Source organism: Streptomyces sp. NBC_01304, from assembly GCF_035975855.1.
In the GTDB taxonomy this organism is placed as follows: domain Bacteria; phylum Actinomycetota; class Actinomycetes; order Streptomycetales; family Streptomycetaceae; genus Streptomyces.
Window position 1 is genome coordinate 9,957,192 of record NZ_CP109055.1, and the last position, 17,665, is coordinate 9,974,856.

A 17,665-nucleotide genomic window follows, 5' to 3' on the forward strand; every position below is an offset into this window, starting at 1 on the left:
GGCAGTTAGGGGCGTAGGCCCGTCGCGTCAGGCCGCCGGGGCCGCGCCGCCGCCCCCGAGCAGCACCGGTGTCGAGCCGCCCCCGAGCAACGCCGGATCCTGCCGCAACACCCGCTCGTGCAAAGCACGCAGCGCGGGCCCGGGATCGGCGCCCATCGCGTCCGCGATGCGGGATCGCGCCTCCTCGTAGGCGAGCAGCGCGTCCGAGGAACGGCCGCTGCGGTACAGGGCGAGCATCAGCAGCCATACGGGGCGCTCGCGCAGCGGGTGGGCCGCGACCTGGTGGACCAGTTCGTGCAGGCACTCGTGGTAGCGGCCGAGTTCGAGCTCCGCCTCGATGCGGGCCTCCAACACCATCAGCCGCTTTTCCGCGAACCGGCGCCGCTCGGCTGCCAGACAGGGCCCCGCGAGGCCCTCGGCGAAATCGCCCTGCCACATCGCCTCGGCCTGTCGCACCAGCAGCCCGGCCCGCCGAAGATCCCCGGCGTCCCGCGCGGCGACCGCCTCACGCAGGACGGCCCGCCGGTCCCGCAGGTCGTCGATGGCCGCCCCGGTCAGCCGGTAACCGGTGCCCGTCCAGGCCAGTTCGGGCCCGGCGTCGGCGAAGGCGCGGCGCAGACCGGAGACGTACTTCTGGACGAGATTGCGTACGTGGGCCGGTAGTTCGTCGCCCCACACGGCCGCCACCAGCGCGTCGTACGACATCGCCCGGCCGTCCTGCAGGAGCAGCACCGCGAGGACGGCGCGCTGTTTCGGCGGGCCGAGGTCCACGGGTGTGCCGTCGCGGAACGCCCGCAGCGGGCCCAGCAGTTCGAAGCGCATCCCCTCACCCATGGGCCGAGCCTAACCCGGTGTGAAGCCCCACAGTTGTTGATCTTCCAGGGGGCCTTCCAGTGGCTCTTCCAGCGCCTGGTCAGCGGCCCGGCCGAACGTGGGCGGCATGTCTTCCCCAAGTTTCCCGCCCCGCCCATCGCCCCAAGGCCGCCCCACCGCCCTGACTCGTCTAGGTCATCGCCTCGTACGGCACAGCCGCGCCGTACTGATCACCGTCCTGCTCGTCTTCCTCGGTCTCGGTGCCTACGGGGCAGGCGCGCAGGCCGACTTGGAGCTGTCGCGCTGGGATGCGCCCGGCACCGAGTCCGTGGCCGCCGCCGACGTGCTGCGCGAGGAGTTCGGCACCGGAAACCCGAACCTCGCCCTGCTGGTCACCGCACGCGGCGGCAACGTAGACGCACCGAAGACGGCCCAAGGCGCGCGGGCCCTCGCCGACGAGGTGCGCGGACTGCCCGGCGTCACGGACGTGGCCTCGTACTGGAGCGGCAAGAGCCCGGCCCTGCGTAGCTCCGACGGCGCCGGCGCGCTCATCCTGGCCCGGCTCGAAGGCTCCGCCACCGACACCCGCGAGCGGCTCGCAGAGCTCCCACCCCGGCTTACCCGCACCACACCCGAACTGACCGTCGCGGTCGGCGGGCAGGAGGAGATCTCCCGGCAGGTCGGCGAGCAGGCCCGGCAGGACTTCCTCCGTGCCGAACTGCTCGTCCTGCCAGGGGTGTTGCTGCTGCTGATCCTGCTGTACCGGCGAACCGTCGCCGCGTTGCTCACCGTCGGCGTCGGACTCCTGTCCGTCGTCGGGACGCTCGCGGGGCTGCGCGCCCTCGCGCAGGTGACCCAAGTGTCCACGTTCGCCGCCAACTTGGCGCTCGTGCTCGGCCTCGGACTCGGGATCGACTACAGCCTCTTCGTCATCAACCGCTACCGCGAGGAGAGGTACGCGGGTCGCCCACAGAGCGATGCCGTGGTCCGCGCCACGGCCGCCGCCGGGCGAACCGTGCTGTTCAGCGGGGTCACGGTGGCCGTGTCGCTGTCCGCGCTGCTCGTCTTCCCGTTCTTCTTCCTCAGTTCGTTCGCGTACGCCGGTGTCCTCGTCGTGCTCACCGCCGTCGGCGGAGCGCTGCTCTTCCTGCCCGCGGCCCTCGCCCGTTGGGGCCACCGCGTCGAGCGCGCGAAACCGGCGCGGGAGAGCGGGTTCTGGCATCGGACCGCCCTGGCCGCGATGCGCCGGCCGGCCGCCGCGGGCACGGCCGTCCTCGGTGTCCTGCTGCTGGCCGGATCGCCGCTGCTCGGCCTGAAGTTCGGGCTGCCCGACGAGCGGACCCTGCCCGCGGGCGCCTCGTCCCGCACGACCTCCGAACGCGTCCACGCCGCCTTCCCGGCCGAGCCCACCGACACCCTTCAGGTCGTTCTGCGCGCGCGGGCCGACACGAAGGCGTACGCCGCCGACCTCTCCCGGATCTCCGGAATCTTCCAGGTTGACGCCCCCGAGGGAACGTACCGACGCGGCCACCTGACACCGACGCCCCCGCAGCCCGGCCTGACCTCCGCGAGCGGCCTGCCGCGCCTCGCCGTCGTGCCCACGCAGGCCGCGATGTACGCGGATGTGCCCGCCCTGGTCGAACGCGTCCGGGACACCCGCGCCCCCGTCCCCGTACTGGTCGGCGGCTACCCGGCCGAGACCAGCGACTTCCGCTCCGTCCTCCTGGAGCGGCTGCCGCTCGCGGTCGGGCTCGTCCTGGCGGCGACGTATCTGATCCTGTTCCTGATGACCGGCAGCGTGCTGCTGCCCGCCAAGGCGACGCTCCTCAATCTGCTCAGCCTGTCGGTGATGTTCGGCTGCCTGGTCTGGGTCTTCCAGGACGGGCACCTGTCCGACCTGCTCGGCTTCACTCCGACCGGGTCGATCGAGCCGAGCATTCCGGTGTTGATGTTCTGTGTCGCGTACGGCCTTTCAATGGATTACGAGGTGTTCCTGCTCGCCCGGATCAAGGAGGAGTACGAGGCCACCGGCGACACCGGGCGGGCGGTCGGCGAAGGGATCCGGCGCAGCGCACCCCTGATCACCGCGGCGGCCGCGATCCTCGCGCTGTCGTTCCTGGCCTACGCGAGCGGGGGAGTGGTCTTCCTCAAGGAGCTCGGCGTCGGCGCGGCCCTGACGATCGTCGTCGATGCGACCTTGATCCGCGTGGTGCTGCTGCCGGTGGCGATGCGGCTCGCGGGGCGGGCCAACTGGTGGGCGCCGAAGCCGCTGCGCACACTGCACCGCCGCTTCGGCCTGAGTGAGGCGCCGCGCCCCGCCGAGCAGGACGTACTCCACCGGAAGTATGAAAACCCGCAGTTGTCCACACCCCCACCAGCCGCTATGGCGCCCGGCCCGCTCGCCATAGCGGGCGGGGGTGACCGGTGAGCGCAACGCACACGCCCACTGTCCAGAGGCTTGCGGCATCCGGGGAGGGCGCCGCAAGCCCCGCAGGCCATGGGCAGACCAGAAGCACACCAGATGACCTTTTCGGGGCAAATAAGGCTGATGTAAAACCGCACGCTTGTTCCATGCAACTCCCCGACATCTGGGACTGCTGGAAGAACGACACCGAAAACGACTACGCCGCCCGCACCATCGACGGCCGCATCCGCGTAGTCGAACGCATCTGCCGCCACCACCAGCTCACCGATCCCCACCAGCTCACCGAAGCCCACATCCGCGCCTTCTTCACCGAACGCGGCACCAAGCCCAGCACCCGGCGCACCTACCTGACCGCCGTGAAATCCTTCGCCACCTGGGCAGGCATCCCCGATCCCACCGCGAAGATCAAACGCCCCAAGCGTGCGAGGCGCCGCCCCAAGCCCGTCACTGAAACCCAGCGACTGCAGCTCCTCGACTACCTCAAGACCCACAACCGGCCCATGTACGTCGCCGCCTTACTCGCCCTCTACGCCGGGCTCAGGGCCTTCGAGATCGGGCAGCTGCGCGGCGAACACATCCTCCCCGACCCCGACGGCACCGGCGGAATCCTCACCGTCCACGACGGCAAAGGCGACAAGACCGAAGACGTACAGGTCGACCAACTCCTCATCGACGAACTCGCCCCCGAGATCGCCGCGGGCGGATACGTCCTGGGCCGCTACGTCACCGGCAACACCGTCACCAGCAGATTCCTGTACTGGGCCAAAGCCAAAGCCGGTGTACCCGCCTCCATCCACCAGCTCCGCCACTGGTTCGTCACCTGGACCTACCGCGTCAAAAAGGACCTGATTGCCGCCCGCGACCAGGCCCGCCACGACTCGGCCGGCACCACCGAGGACTACATCGAATCCGACCGTGGCGTTGCCCGCGCCACCGCCCGCGCCCTCCCCGGCGCCTCCCTCTCAGGCACCACCGCCCACGTGCCGGTCATCGAGCAACTGGGCTCCGAAGCCGTCGAATTGCTGCGTCAGCAGTTGACCGTCGACCCGGAAGCGTTTCTCGAGAAAATGGCGCGCCTGCATGCCCGTTTCCGGCACCAGGAGCAGCAGATGGCAGCGATGCGGCAACTCATGTCAGCCATCCCCCAACTCCCGGAAGACACCCCATAGGTGGGGCTGCGTCACCGGCACCGAGACCACAACCATCTCCAGAAGGCGCAACCGTTGACCCGCATCATCACCGCCACGGTCCTCCTCGACGGCACCGACCGCATCCACGCGCACATCAACCCGCCGTGGACCGAACCAGACGGGCGGCCCGTCGCCTCAGCGCTCGGCCTCGACCTCGACGGCCTGTCCGTGATGCTCAACCCTGACCAGAACGTACGGGGCGCGCAGATCCTCGCCCTGCAAGAAGCCGTCGGGCAGTTGGCGAATGCGCACGGCAAGGAGATCAGCCGGTGACCGCCCGCCTGATCGACACCGGCCCGATCTGCTATCTCTCGCCCGGCACCGGCCTGGTGTGGCGGCCCTGCCGCACGTGGGAGACCGAGCACGGCGATGTCGTGTCGGTGGTCACCGAGACTTCGGAGCCGACGCGCAGCATTGAGTCCGCGGCCGACGAGATCCGCCGGGGCCTTACCAGCGCCCGGCCGTGGGCCGACCCGGTCCGGATTATCGAGCACTGGCCCACGGGTACGGGCGCCCCCGACGAGGAGCACTACGCCGAGCAGTTGCCGGTCCCCGGGGGCGGCATCCGGTGGGAACACCGCACCCCGCACGCGCTGGCCGAGTTGCTCGGCCCCACCTTCGAACTCACCAAGCCCGACGCCACACCTGTTGACGGCATTGGCCCTATCCCGACTGGACGGAACCCCTGGTGACCACCCCCGAACTCCATGCGGCCCTGACCAACGGCGCCGAGGGCGTCTACCACCAGGTGGCGGCCGTCCTGCTCCTGACCGGACACGACCAGTGGCCCGACCGCCTCGACCGCGCAGGCTTGGTGCTGTGGGACGACGACCGGCAGTACGCGGCCGTGAAATGGCGCGACGTCCTCGACCGCCTCGACGGCCCCCCACGCCGCGCTGCCGACGACGGGCCGTGGGATGAAACCTATGACGAGCTGATCTGCTCCGGATCCGCGGCCCGCATCCTGCGCCTCGCCTGCGCCCTCGGCGCCGGCATGCCCATCGACCTGCGCGACGCCCTGTCGAGCCTGGACGACATCAACAAGCTGTTGGTCCTCGACGCGGTCGCGCACGCGATGGGCGGCCACCAGTGGGCCGACACCCTCCACATCCACCCCCACGACATCGAGGCCGAGCTGTGAGCAACCCGTACCAGCGCTTCCACGAGCAGGCCGCAGACGATCCGCGTGTCACCGCAGATGTGTTCGCGCTCATCCACCCAGAAGGGCACGTCACCTTCGAGCAGGGCACCGCGTACGGCGTCGCCACGGTGGTCGACCCGCATCACGGGGCGATCAGTGGGTTCATGCTGTACGACGCGACCGGACGTGCCGTGATGCGCGGCTACGGAGCGGATGTGGCACTCGCCATGCCCGAGAAGTACGCGCCGAACCCGCTCGCGGAACGGATCATCCCGATGCTGGGCGGCCCGGTGCAGCCGTGGCGCGGACATGTGGCCCTCTTCGCCTGGAACGGCGTCGATGAAGCCCGTGGTCTGAATGCCGAGCAGCAGGAACGCATCCGGGCCGTGGCCGGTGAGCAGCCGTGAAGCTGCCCGACGTGCTCACCCCGGATCCGGACACCGGCGCCTACCTCCTCGGCGAGCATGCCGGTAGCCGCTGGTATCTGAAACAGATGATCTTCACGTGGCGGATCGTCGGATGCCCGATCACGGAGAACGGATGGCCCGAGGAGTATGCGTGGGACTACCCCAGCCACCACGTAGCCCTCACCGCCATCACGATGTTCGACCCGGAAACGATGAACGAACCCCCCGGCTATGTGAAACGCAAGGGGGACGTCCGCAAGGCGCCCCGCAGCGACGATCATCCGCGCTACAACCGGGCGCGCTGCCTGCACGGCCACTACCAGGCGGACCGGGACTGTCCCTGGCCCGGATGCCCCACCAACCCCCACACCCGCCAGGAGCAGCAGTGACCTATCCCGAGGGCCTTGAGGTCACGATCACGTTCGAGCGGCCCGACGGGCGCCTCGTCGGGTCCGCGACGGTACGCGTCCGTGAGGGTGAGACGAACGATCAGGCCATCGAGCGGGCCGCCGCTCTCGCCCGGCAGCAGCGCCTCGACGAGGTACCGCAGTGACCGTGCCCGGTCCGATGACCCCGGAGCAGATCCGTGACGGCCTGGTGAAGGTCTTGCACGACGCAGCGGACGCGATCGCCGACACCCCGGCCGACTACTGGTCGATGACCGTGCCGCCGCAGGCCCCCGAGCCGGAACGCAGACGCTGCCACATCACCCTTGTGCTCGTCGAAGCGGCCCGCGCACTGTCGCTCCTCGCCGTCGGCATGAGCCTCGACCACGGAACACCCAGGGACATCGTGTGCCGTCTCCAGCATCAGGGCGTGAGCATCCTGGCCGGACAGAGACTGCACCACCTCGCCGAATGCGCACACGCCCACCTTCAGGAACACGACCAGGAGCCACAGTGAAGGAAATCGTCCGTGTCCGTGCGGCCGACGACAACCACCAGGTCGTGACCGTCGAATCCGGGCCCGGCGAACGCCCCTCATACCGCCGCACACCCTGCTCGGCCCGGCCCGGCATGCCCGCCTGCCCGTGGCGCCTGGACGCCGTACCGGGCGAGTACCCGGCCGAGGCATACCGCCTGTCAGCCCCGACCACCTACGACCTGGCACGCCGCACGTTTGGATGCCACCAGGCCCCGCACGAACGCGCCCAGACATGCGCCGGATTCCTACTGCGCGGAGCGTCCGACAACCTCGGCGTGCGCATGTGGCGTGAGGACCTGTCGAGCGTGCACTCCGACGTCCCTCTGTACGACAACTACCGGGACATGGCCATCGCCAACGGCGTCGACCCCGACGACCCCGCCCTCACCCCGTGCAGGGGAGACAGGAGCATGCCGTGAAAGACGTGCCCTCACGCCTGTGCGAAAACCCGGCCTGCCGCAGAAACGTTCCCCTCGACCCACCCGGCCCCTGCTACTGCGGCTGGACCGAATAGCTCCGCGGCGGGACTAAAGTCTCGAGGCCGGCAGGACCGAAAGTCCTTACAGGTCGGCGAGGGCGTCGAGCATGGTTCGCCGGTCGATGACGATGAGACGTTCTCCGTCGGCGAGCGGACGCACTTCGGGATGCGTCTCAAGGGCGGTGCCGATGATGGCGCAGTCTCCGGTATCGAGCTCGAACACGTCGGGGCAGTTGCCGCCCGAGAGGGAGCCTCGCTGCGCGGGAGTCGTGCCGATCCGGTGCTGGATGTCCATGGCCGCCAGTGTGCCCGGCAACAGTGAAGGCCCCCAACCGGAGTTGAGGGCCTTTCACCCCCGCGTAGGCGGGGCCGAAGTCTTGCCTGCCAGGGACGCGCCCGGACAACCCCCGCGTCGGCGGGGAAACCGGTGTTCCGATGCGATCAAACATCAGACGGCTCACCTCCGCTTGCGCGGAGAACCGGTCATGCCCGGGAGCGACCCGGACGACTTCGACGCTAACAGCCCGGGACGCGGACTGTCAGCCGGTCAGTCCGTCTTCGCCCTGCTCTTCGCTTGAGCGTTCCGCCCGTCCTGGTCCAGGGTCTCGGTGAGCTTCTTGACCGCAGTGGTGGCCCGGTCGGTTGTCTCGTTGAGGTCTTCAAGCACGTCGTGCAGGCTCTTCGGTCCGGGAGTCTTCTTGCGGGTCATGTCCCACTCCTCGATGTCGTCCAGGTCATACACGGGCCCCATGTCGAGCGTTTCGAGCGGTGCCGGCGCGCCGGGGCGGCGCAGGGCGCGGGCGGCGGCCTGTTTGGTGAGGTCGAGTACTTTCGCGGCTTCGGAGAGGCCGCCCAGGCGCAAGGGGCGGCCATCGGGTTTGGGGATGGTCACCGGCGGGTCCGTACGGCGGCGGTGGCGGCCAGGGCGCACCAGGCGAGAGCGCAGGCGCCCCATGCCGTCCAGTAGGCGGGGTGGGCATCGGAGACGCGCAGCGTGGTGGCCGCGGCGGTCAGGGCGCAGGCGGTGCCGGTCCACAAAGCGATGCGGGAAGCGCTCACGAGGGGCTCCTTGGTGGGATGCTGGTTTCGCAGGAGGCACCCGGCCGCCACAGTGCTAGTGCGGCGGACGCGGGGCCTCCTGTCTAGCTCTTGGGGAAGAGCCAGGCCAGGAGGGAGATAAAGGTGCTGATGATCGAAACGATCAGCGCGTAAAGGCCGATCTTTCGTTCGTCCACCTTTGCCCCTCCCTGTCGGGGGCGGTACTCCCTGTTCTCCCGCCCTGTTGATACCAACCATACCTCAGATGCGTTCACGTCGTGAACCTATTTCAGGCCAGGTGGATGTGGCCTCCACCACATCGCCGGCCGCGGCTCACCCCTCGGCGCGCTTCCCGCCGTCTCTCCAGCACTTCCACCACGTGTGCACGTCCCCGCCGTACATCGTCCCGGTACAGCAGTGCCCGGCCCGGCACCATGCGCACACCACTTGCTTTTCGTCGTGGCCGATGTCATCGACGACGTGACGCCCGCAGCCGCGTGCGCACCGGTACCGCACCTGTATGTCCTCGTCGTCCCACACGGTCAGTCCATCCCGTTCGCGGCCAGCGCTACGGCGATCGCCCGGTCCGCGTCCAATGCTTCGACGTGGCAGACGTTGCCGGATATCTCGTCGTCCGCGTCCAGGTGCACGGCCTCGTGCAGGCCCTCGAACACGACCAGCGCCGTATATCCGGCGGCGCAGTCCCAGTCCGCGCCGACCACCGTGTACCGCTGCAGCTTGCCGCTCATGCCGCTATCTCCATGCCCCGCTCATCAGTTGCTATCCAGGTCCCGCCGGTCTCGCAGAACACTTCCTCGGCCGTCTCAAGGGCCTCGTCCTCGCCGGGCGCCCGCACGTCGACCTCGTACGTACACGTTTCGGTGATCCGCACCGTGTAGATCCGCATCAGGCGTTCACCTGGCACGGGTCCCAGATCACGGCCGTCCAGCTGTCCCAAATTCCTGGAAACGCCGCCAGGTGGTCCTCCATGCGCCGGACAGCCTCATCTATGTCCTGCGCCCACGTGAAGGTGTCGAGCTGGTGCCCGGTCTCCTGATCGGTCAGGACGACTTCAAAGCGGACGGGCTCAGCCAGGACGGCGGGTTCGATGCTCATGGGTCAGGCTCCAATCTCAAGCGTCAGCAGGTCAAAGGCGTACTCGGTGAACGGCTCCCCGGGAAACCGGACAACCGCTTCCCGGCCCGTCTCCTCGGCGTTGTCGATGATGTCGACGACGTACCCGACAGGCCCGTGCGGGCCGTCCGCGATGCGCCGTACCGCACGCCCGGCGTAGTCCTGCTCGTTCATCGGCCGCTCTCCGTCGGCAAAGTGCGGGTGAGCTCGCCCGGCCCGTACAGGCCCGGCTCGGGATCGCCGCCCGGGTTGTCGATGAGGGCGACATAGCGCATGTGGCCGGAAGCGTTGACCGCGCCCAGGACGCGACCGGGGCGGCCGTCACGGACCCGGTAGACGTGGGTGGGCTCGGGGTTGTGGAAGTAGGGCAGTTCAGACATGGCGGGGAATCCTTCAGGCGCAGTCGGCGGCGAGCGAGGCGGTCAGCTCGGCACTGGGGTTGGTGTCGGCGGCCGGGGCGATGATCCGGGCCCCGGTCAGGCGGCGGGTGGCGTGCACGGCGTGGGTGGGGCACAGGAGCATGGCCGACATTCCGTAGCGCACCAGCCAGGCGGAGGTCTCGTTGCAGCGGGTGTCACGGCACTCGGTCTTGTCGAGGTTGATCACGGCGGTGGGCTTCCTTTTTCTGCGCGAATTTTCGGGAGTTGGGAGGGGGCCCGGCGTGCGGGCCCCCTGGGGAGGTCAGGCGGCGTAGACGCGCAGGCCCCACATGTCGGCGTACGCGGCGTGGCAGTCCTCGCAGCGCCACTGGCCGTTGGCCTCGTCCCACACCCAGCCGAGGTCTTCGCACTCGTCACGGAAGGCGTAGTACTCGCAGTCGTCACCGCACTGGACGATTTCGATGTCGTTTGCGGCGCGGGTGATGAGGAGCATTTCGGTCCGTTCCGTTCGCTTGCTTCGTTGCACTCAGCTTACGGCACCACTTGCGCCGTCCGCAAGCTGAGAAGTGCATTTCCGGAGAATGCGACGGCCGTCACAACTGTTGCGCTCGACTTGCATTGCGGACTCGCCATGTCGTAAGCTGAGTGCAACGAAGCGAGCGAACGGAACGGACCGCAGCAATGAACGCCATCACCGAGATTTACGAGCGTGAGATCGAGATCATCACCGACTGCCTCGGATGCTGCGGCCCCACCACTTCGTGCGCCTGGTGCCCCGACTGCCATGACTGCAACGACAACTGCGCCACCGACGACGCCAACACCGCCGCCTACCTCGGCTACTGAAAGGCCCCCATGAACTGCCTGATATGCGGCGCGCACTACCAGCTCGACCCGTACGCCGCCTGCCCCGAACTTTGTCCTGACTGCCAGTCCACCACTGACTGACCGCCCCACCGGAAGGAACACCCCCCATGGACACCGCCACCATCACCCGCCACGGCCACACCGACGACCACTGCCACTGCGAGCGCCCCCGCGAAACCGGCCCGCTGCGCCCCGCGGCCCGCGTCCGCTACGAGGGCTCCATAACCCGCTACCGGGGTCGCCGCTTCCGCGCCTACGCCTGCCACTGCTGGCGCTGCTGGGACATCGGCGAGCTGCGCTACAAGCTCATCAGCGTCCACGGCGACTCCCTCGGCTTCGACGACACCGAAGAGCCCACGGCGCACTGCGTGCGCCGCTCCTCCCTCATCCGCCTCTAACGCGCCGTGCCGCCCGCTGTCAGTGGCGGGCGGCACCATCAATCTCCGGGGTCCGGCATCCAACACACCTTGGCGGGTTGCTGCGCCGGGCCCCGGCCAACCATCCGAAGGGAACCTCGCATGCGTCTGCCCCTGAGACTCGGCGCCGACCGCGTATGGCGCACCGAAATACGCGTCAGCCACCACCTGACCGGCCCCCAACTGGTCCGCTGGCTGGCCTGGTCCCACGAATACCGCTCCGACGACCTACCGCCCCGCCTGACAGGCCCCGCCATGCTCGCCGCGATCCGCGACCAGATCGCCGCCAAGGGATGGGAAAACCTCGACGGCTGGAACGACGACCTCAACCCCGAGGAAGAGTCCAAGCTCATCAACTGGGCCCACGACACACTGCGCCGCCACTGCCCCGACCTCGACTTCACCCACTGACGGAGCCCCCGTGACCGACACCCCCACCGCCGCCACCTACACGCGCCGCGCCCAAGCTCTGCGCCTGCTCGCCGACCTCATCACCGACTACCCCGAACTCCGCGAAGCCGACCTCGCCTCATTCGCCGGATCCCACCCTCTCGACGAATTCCTCGACGAAGTCGACGTCGCCGAGCTCCGCGACGCGGCCGGCGCCTGGGCCGACGAGGCGGCGGCGCAGGCCCGTTGGGACGAGGCGCAGGCGCGGGCGGCCATAGCGGGGGCGAAGAACGTTGCGGCGCGTTGTGTGTGCGGCTGCAGCGGCATCAACCATGAGCGGCGGATAACGCGGGACGGGCGGATCCCGTGCGCGTCTGAGGGGTGCCGGTGCGAAGACCTCGCCTTCCAGGCGTCCGTGTAGGTCCAGCGCAACACTGCCCGTACGCTGAGAGCGACATCACAGCGTCCCGGGGCAGGAATGACCAGTAACGACGACACCTTGAATCAGACCCAGATCGCGGAGGTCTGGCAGTGCGCACGCACTGCCGTCCTCCGCGCCCGCGATGACCTCGGCGAACCCGCCGACCCGCAAGCGCCGCGCCCACGCTGGACCAAAGCCACCGTGGTCCGCGTCGGCCGCATCAAAGGATTCCTCGACGACGAGGGCAAACCCACGCCGCGCCACGGCAACAAGCCTCCAGTCCCGTACCCCCACCAGTCGCCCACCAGCGGCAAGCTGCGCGTGTTCTACCCAGACGCCGCAGCCATGCTCGGAATCTCACTGAACACGCTTCATGCGTGGGTGAACCGCGGAAAGCTGAAGGCCGACGAGAAGGCAGGCCGTTACCCGGCGTTCCATCTTCCGACGCTGCGCCGCTGCGCGAAGAGTGAGGGACGCCACCTCGACGAGAAGGCCCGGCGACCTGCGGAAACACCCGAGAGCGTGTAAGCTGAGAACTACGAAAACGGATGCGGAGTCCGCTCGTTAACCCGAGCAGACCGCGCACAAGACAGGGTGCCGGCCCCGACTGGACATCTGAACCGGCACCCCACGAAAGGACCCAGCATGACCGAGCCTTCCACCCCCCAGCCTACGGGCCGCGGACTGAACCCCGTACAGCTCGACTACCTACTGCGCCCCATCGACCCGAACCGAGTCTTTGAGACGCAAGGCCAGTCACACCTGAAAGCGTGGGACATCCGCCGTCACCTGAACCGGTTCTTCGGCTTCGGCGGCTGGTCGTACACCACCAGCGCCGAGCTGGTCGCCGAGCACCGCAAGGACGACCACCAGAAGAAGAACTACAAGACCGGCGAACCGTACGGGCCGAAGTTCACCGCGTGGACAGTCGTCTACCGGGCCAAGGTGCGCCTCATCGTGCGAGACCCGCACGGCAACGAACTCGCCCACTTCGAGGAGTACGCGGCCGGAGATGCGGTGAACCAGCCCAGTCTCGGGGACGCGCACGACATGGCGATGAAGACCGCCGAATCGCAGGCCCTCAAACGCTGTGCCGTCAATCTCGGTGACCAGTTCGGACTGTCCCTGTATGCCGACGGCACCACCGCCGCCACCGTGCAGGCGACCCTCGACAGGGCCACACCCAAGCCGGAGCAGGCTGCAGCATGAGCCCCAAGGAAATGCGCGACCAGCTCGCCCACCTCGGACACAGCACGTATGCCACCGCGTGGCCGGACAGCTGGCTGCTCCACCACCACAAAGGCGTCTTCATCCTCGAACTGCGCCACCACCCCGACCGCTGGACTCTCTATGACATGCGCCTGGGCCGCTCCTACGCGCAGCCCGTCACCGGCCCGGACGATGTGATCAAGCAGGTATCCGCGTGACTGACCCGAGCACCCTCGCGGACGCCGCCCACATGGTGGCGGCGTCCGCCGAGACGGCCCGGCCACAAGCCCAGATGGACGGCGACCGCTGGATGCCGGTCAAGGCTGATACGTACGCCGAGCTGGTCGCCACCGTGGCCCGGCACGAACGCCTCATCGCACAGCTCTGCACCCATGCCGGCCTCGACTCCGAGCCGGAACCACCGACACTGCGCCCGTAGTCAGTGCCTCCCGCTACCCTCAAAGCCACGACTACCAAAGGGCCCCGTGATGAACCCCGTCTACAACGTGATCTTCTCCGAGCAGGCCGCCCGGATACGCGACAGCCTCCCCGCCGAACGGCAGGAACTGCTGACCCGGGGCCTGGCCACCCTGTCCCGGGACCCCCGCACGAAGGTGTCCTCGCCGATCGGCGGCGACGAGAACACGCGCAGCGTGGCCCTGACCCACACCCTCGCCCTGGAGTACGTCATCTCTGACGGACTGCTGATCGTCCTGGTCGTGCACATCGTCGACACCTCCCACGTCCTCATCGACGACGAGGACAGGCAACCAGCCTGATGCCGACCCGCACTCCCCAACGTCTCGACCAACAGGCGCAGGACGTCCTCATACGGCTCCTACGCCTGGGCGTAAATCTCGAGGCTGCTCTCACGGACTTGAAGCTGCATCCGGCCGATGTGTGGCACACCGCCGCCACCAGCCCACGCCTCGCGGTCGCGTTGGCGGGACGCGATCCGGACGACCTCGGAGAGCAGGGCCGCATGGAACGCGCCCACTACCTTTATCTGATCGCGCTCGGTCTGCCTGCCGCCCGTGCGGAACAGGCCATCGGGTCGATGAACGCCGGGAAGTGGCGCGGCCAGGACCCCAACTTCGCCCTCGCCTGCAAAGTCGTCGCCAAAGCGTCCCAGGCTTACGCGCAGCCGAAGCGCCCACGGATCACGCCGGACGCGATCGAACGGTTCCTTACCGAGCTGCGTAAGGGCGGCATGGTCAAGGACGCCTGCGCGTTGGCCGGGGTCACCCCAGCCGCCATGTACCAACGCCGCAAACGTGACGGCGACTTCGCCCGCGTGTGGAATCAAGCGGCCCGGGACGGCGCTGCGGCAGAAAAGCAGTAGGGCCCGGGGCCGCTCGATGCGGTGAAAGCACAGCGCCCCGAAACCGAATGGGTTCCAGGGCGCGGCATCATCAGCTGTGTGACCAACGAAGATGCTGAACAGCAGCCTACGCCCAAGCCCGTACCGAGGCCCTCGACTTGGCACGGCACCACCCAAGACAGTGACACGTTCGGACTGGATCCGGGCACTGGCGCAGCGATCGGAGGAAGCATGGCCGGAGCTCTGAGCCTGGGCGGGGTCGTGTGGAAGGGCAAACGCGACCGCGCCCACGATGCTGAGCAGAAGCGTCTCGACCGGGAGGAAGCTCAGCGGCAGCGTATGCATGAGGCGGAGCAGAACCGCCTTCAGCGCGAACACGAGGTGCGCCTGGAACGCTTGCGCCTTGAAGCGGCCCGGGGCACCGACGAGCCCGAGGAGTAGCAGGGGCTAGTCAGAAGTGCGGCGGTGACGGTACCGGCGGCGCCGCGTGCAGGCGGGCCGGGGGCGGCGGCCATCGCACTTCCATGGAACCTGTGATCTTGCTGGAGCCGTCGGCGAACAGGGCACGCAACTGCAGCTGCCCGTTGCCCTTGACCAGATGCTGGTAGTCGGGGGCGCCGGGATGCCAGATGTCCTGCCACGCCAACCGGATCGATGTGCCGGTGGTGGGGGGCATGCGGCGGAAAGGCCAGCGGCCCTGCAGCGTGTTGATCTCGTAGGCGACCGCGTCCGGCACGGCAGGCCAGACGAGGGTGAAGCCGTTCTCGTCGCCGCTGGACACTCGCGGATAGTCGAGCACACCCGGCTTGCGGACGGTGATCGTTGCGGCCGGTGACTTCCCCGAGGGGCGTTCGGCGAACAACTCCAGCGTGACGGCCTGCCCGTCCTTCACTGGCCATGAGGCATCGGCGAGATACCACATGGCCTGTCGCGGCTGACCCGGGCCGCCTTCGTAGATTTCGGCCGCCCGCCAATCGGTGGTGCCTTCCCGCTGCAGCCGTCCCGAATAGCCGGTCACCGTCTCCGGTTCATGGAGCGGGGGGAAGAAGTAGGCGAGCGTGTACGAGTACCGGTCGTTGTGCTGCGCGTAATGGTCGTCGTAGCCGACGATGAGCGGGCTGGTGCTGGCAGGCAGGACCGGGAACTCCACCGGCTGCAGGGCCGCTGTCGCGCCGTGCGCGTCGACCGCGGCCGTCTGCCCCCACACGCTCTGTCCTGGGCTCACATGAAGCTTGTCGGCCAGGTCTTTCGCCGACACGGTCAATTCGGTGGCCGGTGTGCTGGTCTCCAGCCACGTCCCCGACAGGGATGCCGTCATCCGCAGCAGATAGTGATCCGGCACCGCCACCTCCGGCTCACCCGGGTCAGCGCGTGGCGGAGCCCAGGCGAATTCCAGATTGGCCAGCGCATCAACCACCGGGACACCTGCCGCTAGATCGTGGGGTGTTGAACACCCCCAGCGTATGCGCGCCCACCCCCACCATGCGGGCCCGCGATAGGGCCGCCCAATCGTCATATCAACGCCGCTACCCTGGCGGACATGCTCATCGCCTCAGTCAAACCCCGCACCATGGGCGGCACCACCAACACCGGCCTACTCGCCTACGCCCTGCACCGTGCCGGCTACCCCGTGGCGTGCTGGGATGCCGACGAGTCCCTGCAGTTGTCGGCATGGGGGCGGGACGCCGGTGACTTTCCGTGCGAGGTGACGAAGGCGGATACGCAGTTCTTCGCCGAGGAAATCTATCCGCACATGGATCGGGACACAGTGCACCTCGTCGACGCCGGGCACGCCGAAAACCATGGGGACATTGTCGACTCGGTCCTCGAAGTCGCCGACCTCGTCATTGTCACCGTGTCGCCGACGAGCACCGACTATGCCCGTCTCACACGCCCGGAACGTGGCACACCACTAGCGAAGATGATCAAACGGTCCGCACCGATGCGGGACACCGGCAAGGCCCCCGCAACGCATGTGCTGCTGAACCGCTGCCAGGCGTCTTCCGGTTCGCCGGACAAGTACGCGGCCAAGCTGCGGGCTGACGGCTGGCAGGTCCTCACCACGCGTATCGGGCGCCGGGAAGCGATCGCATCGGCGGTCGGCTTCCCCTGCGACAAACCCGAACGACGCCACCCCTACGACGCGTTGGTCACTGAACTTGCCCGTCTCGGATATCTGAAAGACCCCACCGCATGAACGCGAACCTTCCCGCCGTCCGCAGCATCGTCGGGCTTGTCGACATCACCGAGTTCATCGGCGACAAGAACGACCGCGAGACAGGGCTGACTCCGCGCAGCATCCCGCGCCCGCCCGTTGAGGAACTGGACGCGACCGGGGCGCTCAAGCCGAAGGAACGCAAGACCCTCGCAGACTGCGAGGCGGCGCGGGAGCATCACGGCACCGCCCGATGGATGATCGGCATGGCCCTGGAATCCATCAACAAGCGTCGCCTGTACCGGGGCGACGACGGCGACGGAACCTGGGACGAGTACGTACGCGAGGCGTGGGACATGGCCCCGCAGAACGCCCATTGGCACATCAAGGAATGGCGGATGCGCGCCGTGGTCTCCAAAATTTTGGAGAAAACCCCGCCGGACAGCCACGTGCGCGCCCTGCTCCCGCTTGAGGGAACGCTGCACCAACGGGCCATCGCAGCCCGCTACAAAGAGCTGGTCGACTACGCCGCCGAGCATCAGCTGAAGGTCACCGAGCGGGTAGTGAGCCGTCTTGTGGTGCGCCTCGTCGAGGACCCTGACGAAGAGCTGGAAACCTCGGTACGCGCCGCTCTGGAATCCCCTTCACCACGGGTTGAACCAGAGCACACGGCACCAGCCGAGCCGACCGATGCTGAACCCCCAACTGATCTCAGCGGGATGGCGGAAGCTATCCGTAACCATCCCGTCTGGACGGCAGGGGATCCGGCCCAGGACGGCGAAGAGCAGGTCGCGGCAGGCCAGTGGTCGATGGACGAGGTGCTGATCCGGCGCTTCGAGAAGTGGGTCAACCTCAGGATCGCGGCGACGGGCGAGCACGGGGACCGTATCGCCATGGAGGCGTTGCGGAGCTTCGGCGCCTGAAACGGATAGCAATCCGCTAGGCGTGCTTGTCAT

35 protein-coding genes are annotated in these 17,665 nt (G+C 68.3%); 23 read left to right on the forward strand and 12 right to left on the reverse strand.

All coding sequences use genetic code 11. From position 1 onward, the window contains the following. Positions 1–27: 27 nt before the first annotated feature. Positions 28–834 (reverse strand): AfsR/SARP family transcriptional regulator, encoded by an 807-nt coding sequence (locus OG430_RS44460; protein WP_327358373.1) that lies wholly within the window; start codon positions 832–834, stop codon positions 28–30. 106 nt (positions 835–940) lie between these two features. Between OG430_RS44460 and OG430_RS44465 the strand changes: the two genes are divergently transcribed. From OG430_RS44465 to OG430_RS44510, 10 genes are all read left to right on the forward strand, one after another. Then, the gene (locus tag OG430_RS44465; protein ID WP_327358374.1) at positions 941–3,241 is read left to right on the forward strand and encodes an MMPL family transporter; all 2,301 of its coding nucleotides are present in this window, start codon (positions 941–943) and stop codon (positions 3,239–3,241) included. 143 nt (positions 3,242–3,384) lie between these two features. After that, complete coding sequence (locus OG430_RS44470; RefSeq protein ID WP_327358375.1) at positions 3,385–4,407, forward strand: tyrosine-type recombinase/integrase; 1,023 nt, start codon at positions 3,385–3,387, stop codon at positions 4,405–4,407. A gap of 54 nt (positions 4,408–4,461) precedes the next feature. Continuing rightward, the gene (locus tag OG430_RS44475; RefSeq protein ID WP_327358376.1) at positions 4,462–4,701 is read left to right on the forward strand and encodes a hypothetical protein; all 240 of its coding nucleotides are present in this window, start codon (positions 4,462–4,464) and stop codon (positions 4,699–4,701) included. Beyond that, positions 4,698–5,120 carry a hypothetical protein gene (locus OG430_RS44480; protein WP_327358377.1) on the forward strand — a complete coding sequence of 141 codons (423 nt, stop codon included), beginning with the start codon at positions 4,698–4,700 and terminating at the stop codon, positions 5,118–5,120. The genes OG430_RS44475 and OG430_RS44480 overlap by 4 nt, the downstream gene beginning before the upstream one ends. Further along, the gene (locus OG430_RS44485; protein WP_327358378.1) at positions 5,117–5,569 is read left to right on the forward strand and encodes a hypothetical protein; all 453 of its coding nucleotides are present in this window, start codon (positions 5,117–5,119) and stop codon (positions 5,567–5,569) included. The genes OG430_RS44480 and OG430_RS44485 overlap by 4 nt, the downstream gene beginning before the upstream one ends. After that, a complete protein-coding gene (locus OG430_RS44490) occupies positions 5,566–5,976 on the forward strand; it encodes a hypothetical protein (protein WP_327358379.1) in 411 nt (136 codons plus the stop codon). Before OG430_RS44485 ends, OG430_RS44490 begins: the two co-directional genes overlap by 4 nt. Beyond that, entirely contained in the window at positions 5,973–6,365 is a 393-nt protein-coding gene (locus OG430_RS44495) for a hypothetical protein (RefSeq protein ID WP_327358380.1), read from the forward strand. Before OG430_RS44490 ends, OG430_RS44495 begins: the two co-directional genes overlap by 4 nt. Further along, positions 6,362–6,529 (forward strand): hypothetical protein, encoded by a 168-nt coding sequence (locus OG430_RS44500; RefSeq protein ID WP_327358381.1) that lies wholly within the window; start codon positions 6,362–6,364, stop codon positions 6,527–6,529. The genes OG430_RS44495 and OG430_RS44500 overlap by 4 nt, the downstream gene beginning before the upstream one ends. A 2-nt stretch (positions 6,530–6,531) precedes the next feature. Then, positions 6,532–6,879, forward strand: a complete 348-nt coding sequence (locus OG430_RS44505; protein WP_327358382.1) for a hypothetical protein — start codon at positions 6,532–6,534, stop codon at positions 6,877–6,879. Beyond that, positions 6,876–7,319 carry a DUF6283 family protein gene (locus OG430_RS44510; protein ID WP_327358383.1) on the forward strand — a complete coding sequence of 148 codons (444 nt, stop codon included), beginning with the start codon at positions 6,876–6,878 and terminating at the stop codon, positions 7,317–7,319. Before OG430_RS44505 ends, OG430_RS44510 begins: the two co-directional genes overlap by 4 nt. Before the next feature lie 141 nt (positions 7,320–7,460). Here OG430_RS44510 and OG430_RS44515 read toward each other — a convergent pair whose 3' ends face one another. The 10 genes from OG430_RS44515 to OG430_RS44560 form a co-directional block, all read right to left on the reverse strand. Next, positions 7,461–7,673: a hypothetical protein gene (locus OG430_RS44515; RefSeq protein ID WP_327358384.1), complete on the reverse strand. Its 213-nt coding sequence runs from the start codon at positions 7,671–7,673 to the stop codon at positions 7,461–7,463. Between the two features lie 252 nt (positions 7,674–7,925). Then, entirely contained in the window at positions 7,926–8,270 is a 345-nt protein-coding gene (locus OG430_RS44520) for a hypothetical protein (RefSeq protein WP_327358385.1), read from the reverse strand. After that, positions 8,267–8,437 (reverse strand): hypothetical protein, encoded by a 171-nt coding sequence (locus OG430_RS44525; RefSeq protein WP_327358386.1) that lies wholly within the window; start codon positions 8,435–8,437, stop codon positions 8,267–8,269. The genes OG430_RS44520 and OG430_RS44525 overlap by 4 nt, the downstream gene beginning before the upstream one ends. 521 nt (positions 8,438–8,958) lie before the next feature. Continuing rightward, positions 8,959–9,165 carry a hypothetical protein gene (locus OG430_RS44530; RefSeq protein WP_327358387.1) on the reverse strand — a complete coding sequence of 69 codons (207 nt, stop codon included), beginning with the start codon at positions 9,163–9,165 and terminating at the stop codon, positions 8,959–8,961. Then, positions 9,162–9,323, reverse strand: coding sequence for a hypothetical protein (locus tag OG430_RS44535; RefSeq protein ID WP_327358388.1), 162 nt, complete (start codon positions 9,321–9,323; stop codon positions 9,162–9,164). The genes OG430_RS44530 and OG430_RS44535 overlap by 4 nt, the downstream gene beginning before the upstream one ends. Further along, positions 9,323–9,532: a hypothetical protein gene (locus tag OG430_RS44540; protein ID WP_327358389.1), complete on the reverse strand. Its 210-nt coding sequence runs from the start codon at positions 9,530–9,532 to the stop codon at positions 9,323–9,325. The genes OG430_RS44535 and OG430_RS44540 overlap by 1 nt, the downstream gene beginning before the upstream one ends. Positions 9,533–9,535: 3 nt before the next feature. Continuing rightward, positions 9,536–9,724, reverse strand: coding sequence for a hypothetical protein (locus tag OG430_RS44545; RefSeq protein WP_327358390.1), 189 nt, complete (start codon positions 9,722–9,724; stop codon positions 9,536–9,538). Then, positions 9,721–9,930 (reverse strand): hypothetical protein, encoded by a 210-nt coding sequence (locus OG430_RS44550; protein ID WP_327358391.1) that lies wholly within the window; start codon positions 9,928–9,930, stop codon positions 9,721–9,723. The genes OG430_RS44545 and OG430_RS44550 overlap by 4 nt, the downstream gene beginning before the upstream one ends. Positions 9,931–9,943: 13 nt before the next feature. Further along, on the reverse strand, positions 9,944–10,156 hold the full coding sequence (locus OG430_RS44555; protein ID WP_327358392.1) for a hypothetical protein: 213 nt from the start codon (positions 10,154–10,156) through the stop codon (positions 9,944–9,946). A 75-nt stretch (positions 10,157–10,231) separates the two neighbouring features. Next, positions 10,232–10,423, reverse strand: coding sequence for a hypothetical protein (locus tag OG430_RS44560; protein ID WP_327358393.1), 192 nt, complete (start codon positions 10,421–10,423; stop codon positions 10,232–10,234). Between the two features lie 188 nt (positions 10,424–10,611). On the opposite strand from OG430_RS44560, the gene OG430_RS44565 reads away from it, so the two are divergent. The 11 genes from OG430_RS44565 (at position 10,612) to OG430_RS44615 (ending at position 14,995) form a co-directional block, all read left to right on the forward strand. After that, positions 10,612–10,776 (forward strand): hypothetical protein, encoded by a 165-nt coding sequence (locus OG430_RS44565; RefSeq protein ID WP_327358394.1) that lies wholly within the window; start codon positions 10,612–10,614, stop codon positions 10,774–10,776. Between the two features lie 128 nt (positions 10,777–10,904). Beyond that, positions 10,905–11,195 (forward strand): hypothetical protein, encoded by a 291-nt coding sequence (locus OG430_RS44570; protein WP_327358395.1) that lies wholly within the window; start codon positions 10,905–10,907, stop codon positions 11,193–11,195. A 120-nt stretch (positions 11,196–11,315) separates the two neighbouring features. Continuing rightward, entirely contained in the window at positions 11,316–11,624 is a 309-nt protein-coding gene (locus OG430_RS44575; protein WP_327358396.1) for a hypothetical protein, read from the forward strand. A 10-nt stretch (positions 11,625–11,634) separates the two neighbouring features. Next, positions 11,635–12,024 (forward strand): hypothetical protein, encoded by a 390-nt coding sequence (locus OG430_RS44580; RefSeq protein ID WP_327358397.1) that lies wholly within the window; start codon positions 11,635–11,637, stop codon positions 12,022–12,024. 57 nt (positions 12,025–12,081) lie between these two features. Next, a complete protein-coding gene (locus OG430_RS44585) occupies positions 12,082–12,552 on the forward strand; it encodes a helix-turn-helix domain-containing protein (protein WP_327358398.1) in 471 nt (156 codons plus the stop codon). A gap of 117 nt (positions 12,553–12,669) precedes the next feature. Next, complete coding sequence (locus tag OG430_RS44590) at positions 12,670–13,233, forward strand: Rad52/Rad22 family DNA repair protein (RefSeq protein ID WP_327358399.1); 564 nt, start codon at positions 12,670–12,672, stop codon at positions 13,231–13,233. Continuing rightward, on the forward strand, positions 13,230–13,451 hold the full coding sequence (locus OG430_RS44595; protein WP_327358400.1) for a hypothetical protein: 222 nt from the start codon (positions 13,230–13,232) through the stop codon (positions 13,449–13,451). Before OG430_RS44590 ends, OG430_RS44595 begins: the two co-directional genes overlap by 4 nt. Then, a complete protein-coding gene (locus OG430_RS44600) occupies positions 13,448–13,672 on the forward strand; it encodes a hypothetical protein (RefSeq protein ID WP_327358401.1) in 225 nt (74 codons plus the stop codon). The genes OG430_RS44595 and OG430_RS44600 overlap by 4 nt, the downstream gene beginning before the upstream one ends. 49 nt (positions 13,673–13,721) lie before the next feature. Further along, entirely contained in the window at positions 13,722–14,012 is a 291-nt protein-coding gene (locus tag OG430_RS44605) for a hypothetical protein (protein WP_327358402.1), read from the forward strand. Positions 14,013–14,110: 98 nt separating this feature from the next. Further along, positions 14,111–14,575 carry a hypothetical protein gene (locus OG430_RS44610; protein ID WP_327358403.1) on the forward strand — a complete coding sequence of 155 codons (465 nt, stop codon included), beginning with the start codon at positions 14,111–14,113 and terminating at the stop codon, positions 14,573–14,575. A gap of 78 nt (positions 14,576–14,653) precedes the next feature. Further along, a complete protein-coding gene (locus OG430_RS44615) occupies positions 14,654–14,995 on the forward strand; it encodes a hypothetical protein (RefSeq protein ID WP_327358404.1) in 342 nt (113 codons plus the stop codon). A gap of 10 nt (positions 14,996–15,005) precedes the next feature. On the opposite strand, the gene OG430_RS44620 is transcribed toward OG430_RS44615, so the two are convergent. Then, positions 15,006–15,971, reverse strand: a complete 966-nt coding sequence (locus OG430_RS44620; protein ID WP_327358405.1) for a hypothetical protein — start codon at positions 15,969–15,971, stop codon at positions 15,006–15,008. Between the two features lie 123 nt (positions 15,972–16,094). On the opposite strand from OG430_RS44620, the gene OG430_RS44625 reads away from it, so the two are divergent. Next, entirely contained in the window at positions 16,095–16,751 is a 657-nt protein-coding gene (locus tag OG430_RS44625; protein ID WP_327358406.1) for a plasmid partition protein, read from the forward strand. Continuing rightward, complete coding sequence (locus OG430_RS44630) at positions 16,748–17,632, forward strand: hypothetical protein (RefSeq protein WP_327358407.1); 885 nt, start codon at positions 16,748–16,750, stop codon at positions 17,630–17,632. Before OG430_RS44625 ends, OG430_RS44630 begins: the two co-directional genes overlap by 4 nt. The last annotated feature ends 33 nt before the right edge of the window (positions 17,633–17,665 follow it).

Coding starts and splice junctions, on each gene's coding strand:
- OG430_RS44605 (WP_327358402.1), top strand. CDS start 13,722: ATGAACCCCGTCTACAACGTGATCTTCTCCGAGCAGGCCGCCCGGATA.
- OG430_RS44550 (WP_327358391.1), bottom strand. CDS start 9,930: ATGTCTGAACTGCCCTACTTCCACAACCCCGAGCCCACCCACGTCTAC.
- OG430_RS44530 (WP_327358387.1), bottom strand. CDS start 9,165: ATGAGCGGCAAGCTGCAGCGGTACACGGTGGTCGGCGCGGACTGGGAC.
- OG430_RS44540 (WP_327358389.1), bottom strand. CDS start 9,532: ATGAGCATCGAACCCGCCGTCCTGGCTGAGCCCGTCCGCTTTGAAGTC.
- OG430_RS44625 (WP_327358406.1), top strand. CDS start 16,095: ATGCTCATCGCCTCAGTCAAACCCCGCACCATGGGCGGCACCACCAAC.
- OG430_RS44575 (WP_327358396.1), top strand. CDS start 11,316: ATGCGTCTGCCCCTGAGACTCGGCGCCGACCGCGTATGGCGCACCGAA.
- OG430_RS44460 (WP_327358373.1), bottom strand. CDS start 834: ATGGGTGAGGGGATGCGCTTCGAACTGCTGGGCCCGCTGCGGGCGTTC.
- OG430_RS44515 (WP_327358384.1), bottom strand. CDS start 7,673: ATGGACATCCAGCACCGGATCGGCACGACTCCCGCGCAGCGAGGCTCC.
- OG430_RS44535 (WP_327358388.1), bottom strand. CDS start 9,323: ATGCGGATCTACACGGTGCGGATCACCGAAACGTGTACGTACGAGGTC.
- OG430_RS44465 (WP_327358374.1), top strand. CDS start 941: ATGTCTTCCCCAAGTTTCCCGCCCCGCCCATCGCCCCAAGGCCGCCCC.
- OG430_RS44630 (WP_327358407.1), top strand. CDS start 16,748: ATGAACGCGAACCTTCCCGCCGTCCGCAGCATCGTCGGGCTTGTCGAC.
- OG430_RS44470 (WP_327358375.1), top strand. CDS start 3,385: ATGCAACTCCCCGACATCTGGGACTGCTGGAAGAACGACACCGAAAAC.
- OG430_RS44590 (WP_327358399.1), top strand. CDS start 12,670: ATGACCGAGCCTTCCACCCCCCAGCCTACGGGCCGCGGACTGAACCCC.
- OG430_RS44585 (WP_327358398.1), top strand. CDS start 12,082: ATGACCAGTAACGACGACACCTTGAATCAGACCCAGATCGCGGAGGTC.
- OG430_RS44565 (WP_327358394.1), top strand. CDS start 10,612: ATGAACGCCATCACCGAGATTTACGAGCGTGAGATCGAGATCATCACC.
- OG430_RS44560 (WP_327358393.1), bottom strand. CDS start 10,423: ATGCTCCTCATCACCCGCGCCGCAAACGACATCGAAATCGTCCAGTGC.
- OG430_RS44595 (WP_327358400.1), top strand. CDS start 13,230: ATGAGCCCCAAGGAAATGCGCGACCAGCTCGCCCACCTCGGACACAGC.
- OG430_RS44545 (WP_327358390.1), bottom strand. CDS start 9,724: ATGAACGAGCAGGACTACGCCGGGCGTGCGGTACGGCGCATCGCGGAC.
- OG430_RS44570 (WP_327358395.1), top strand. CDS start 10,905: ATGGACACCGCCACCATCACCCGCCACGGCCACACCGACGACCACTGC.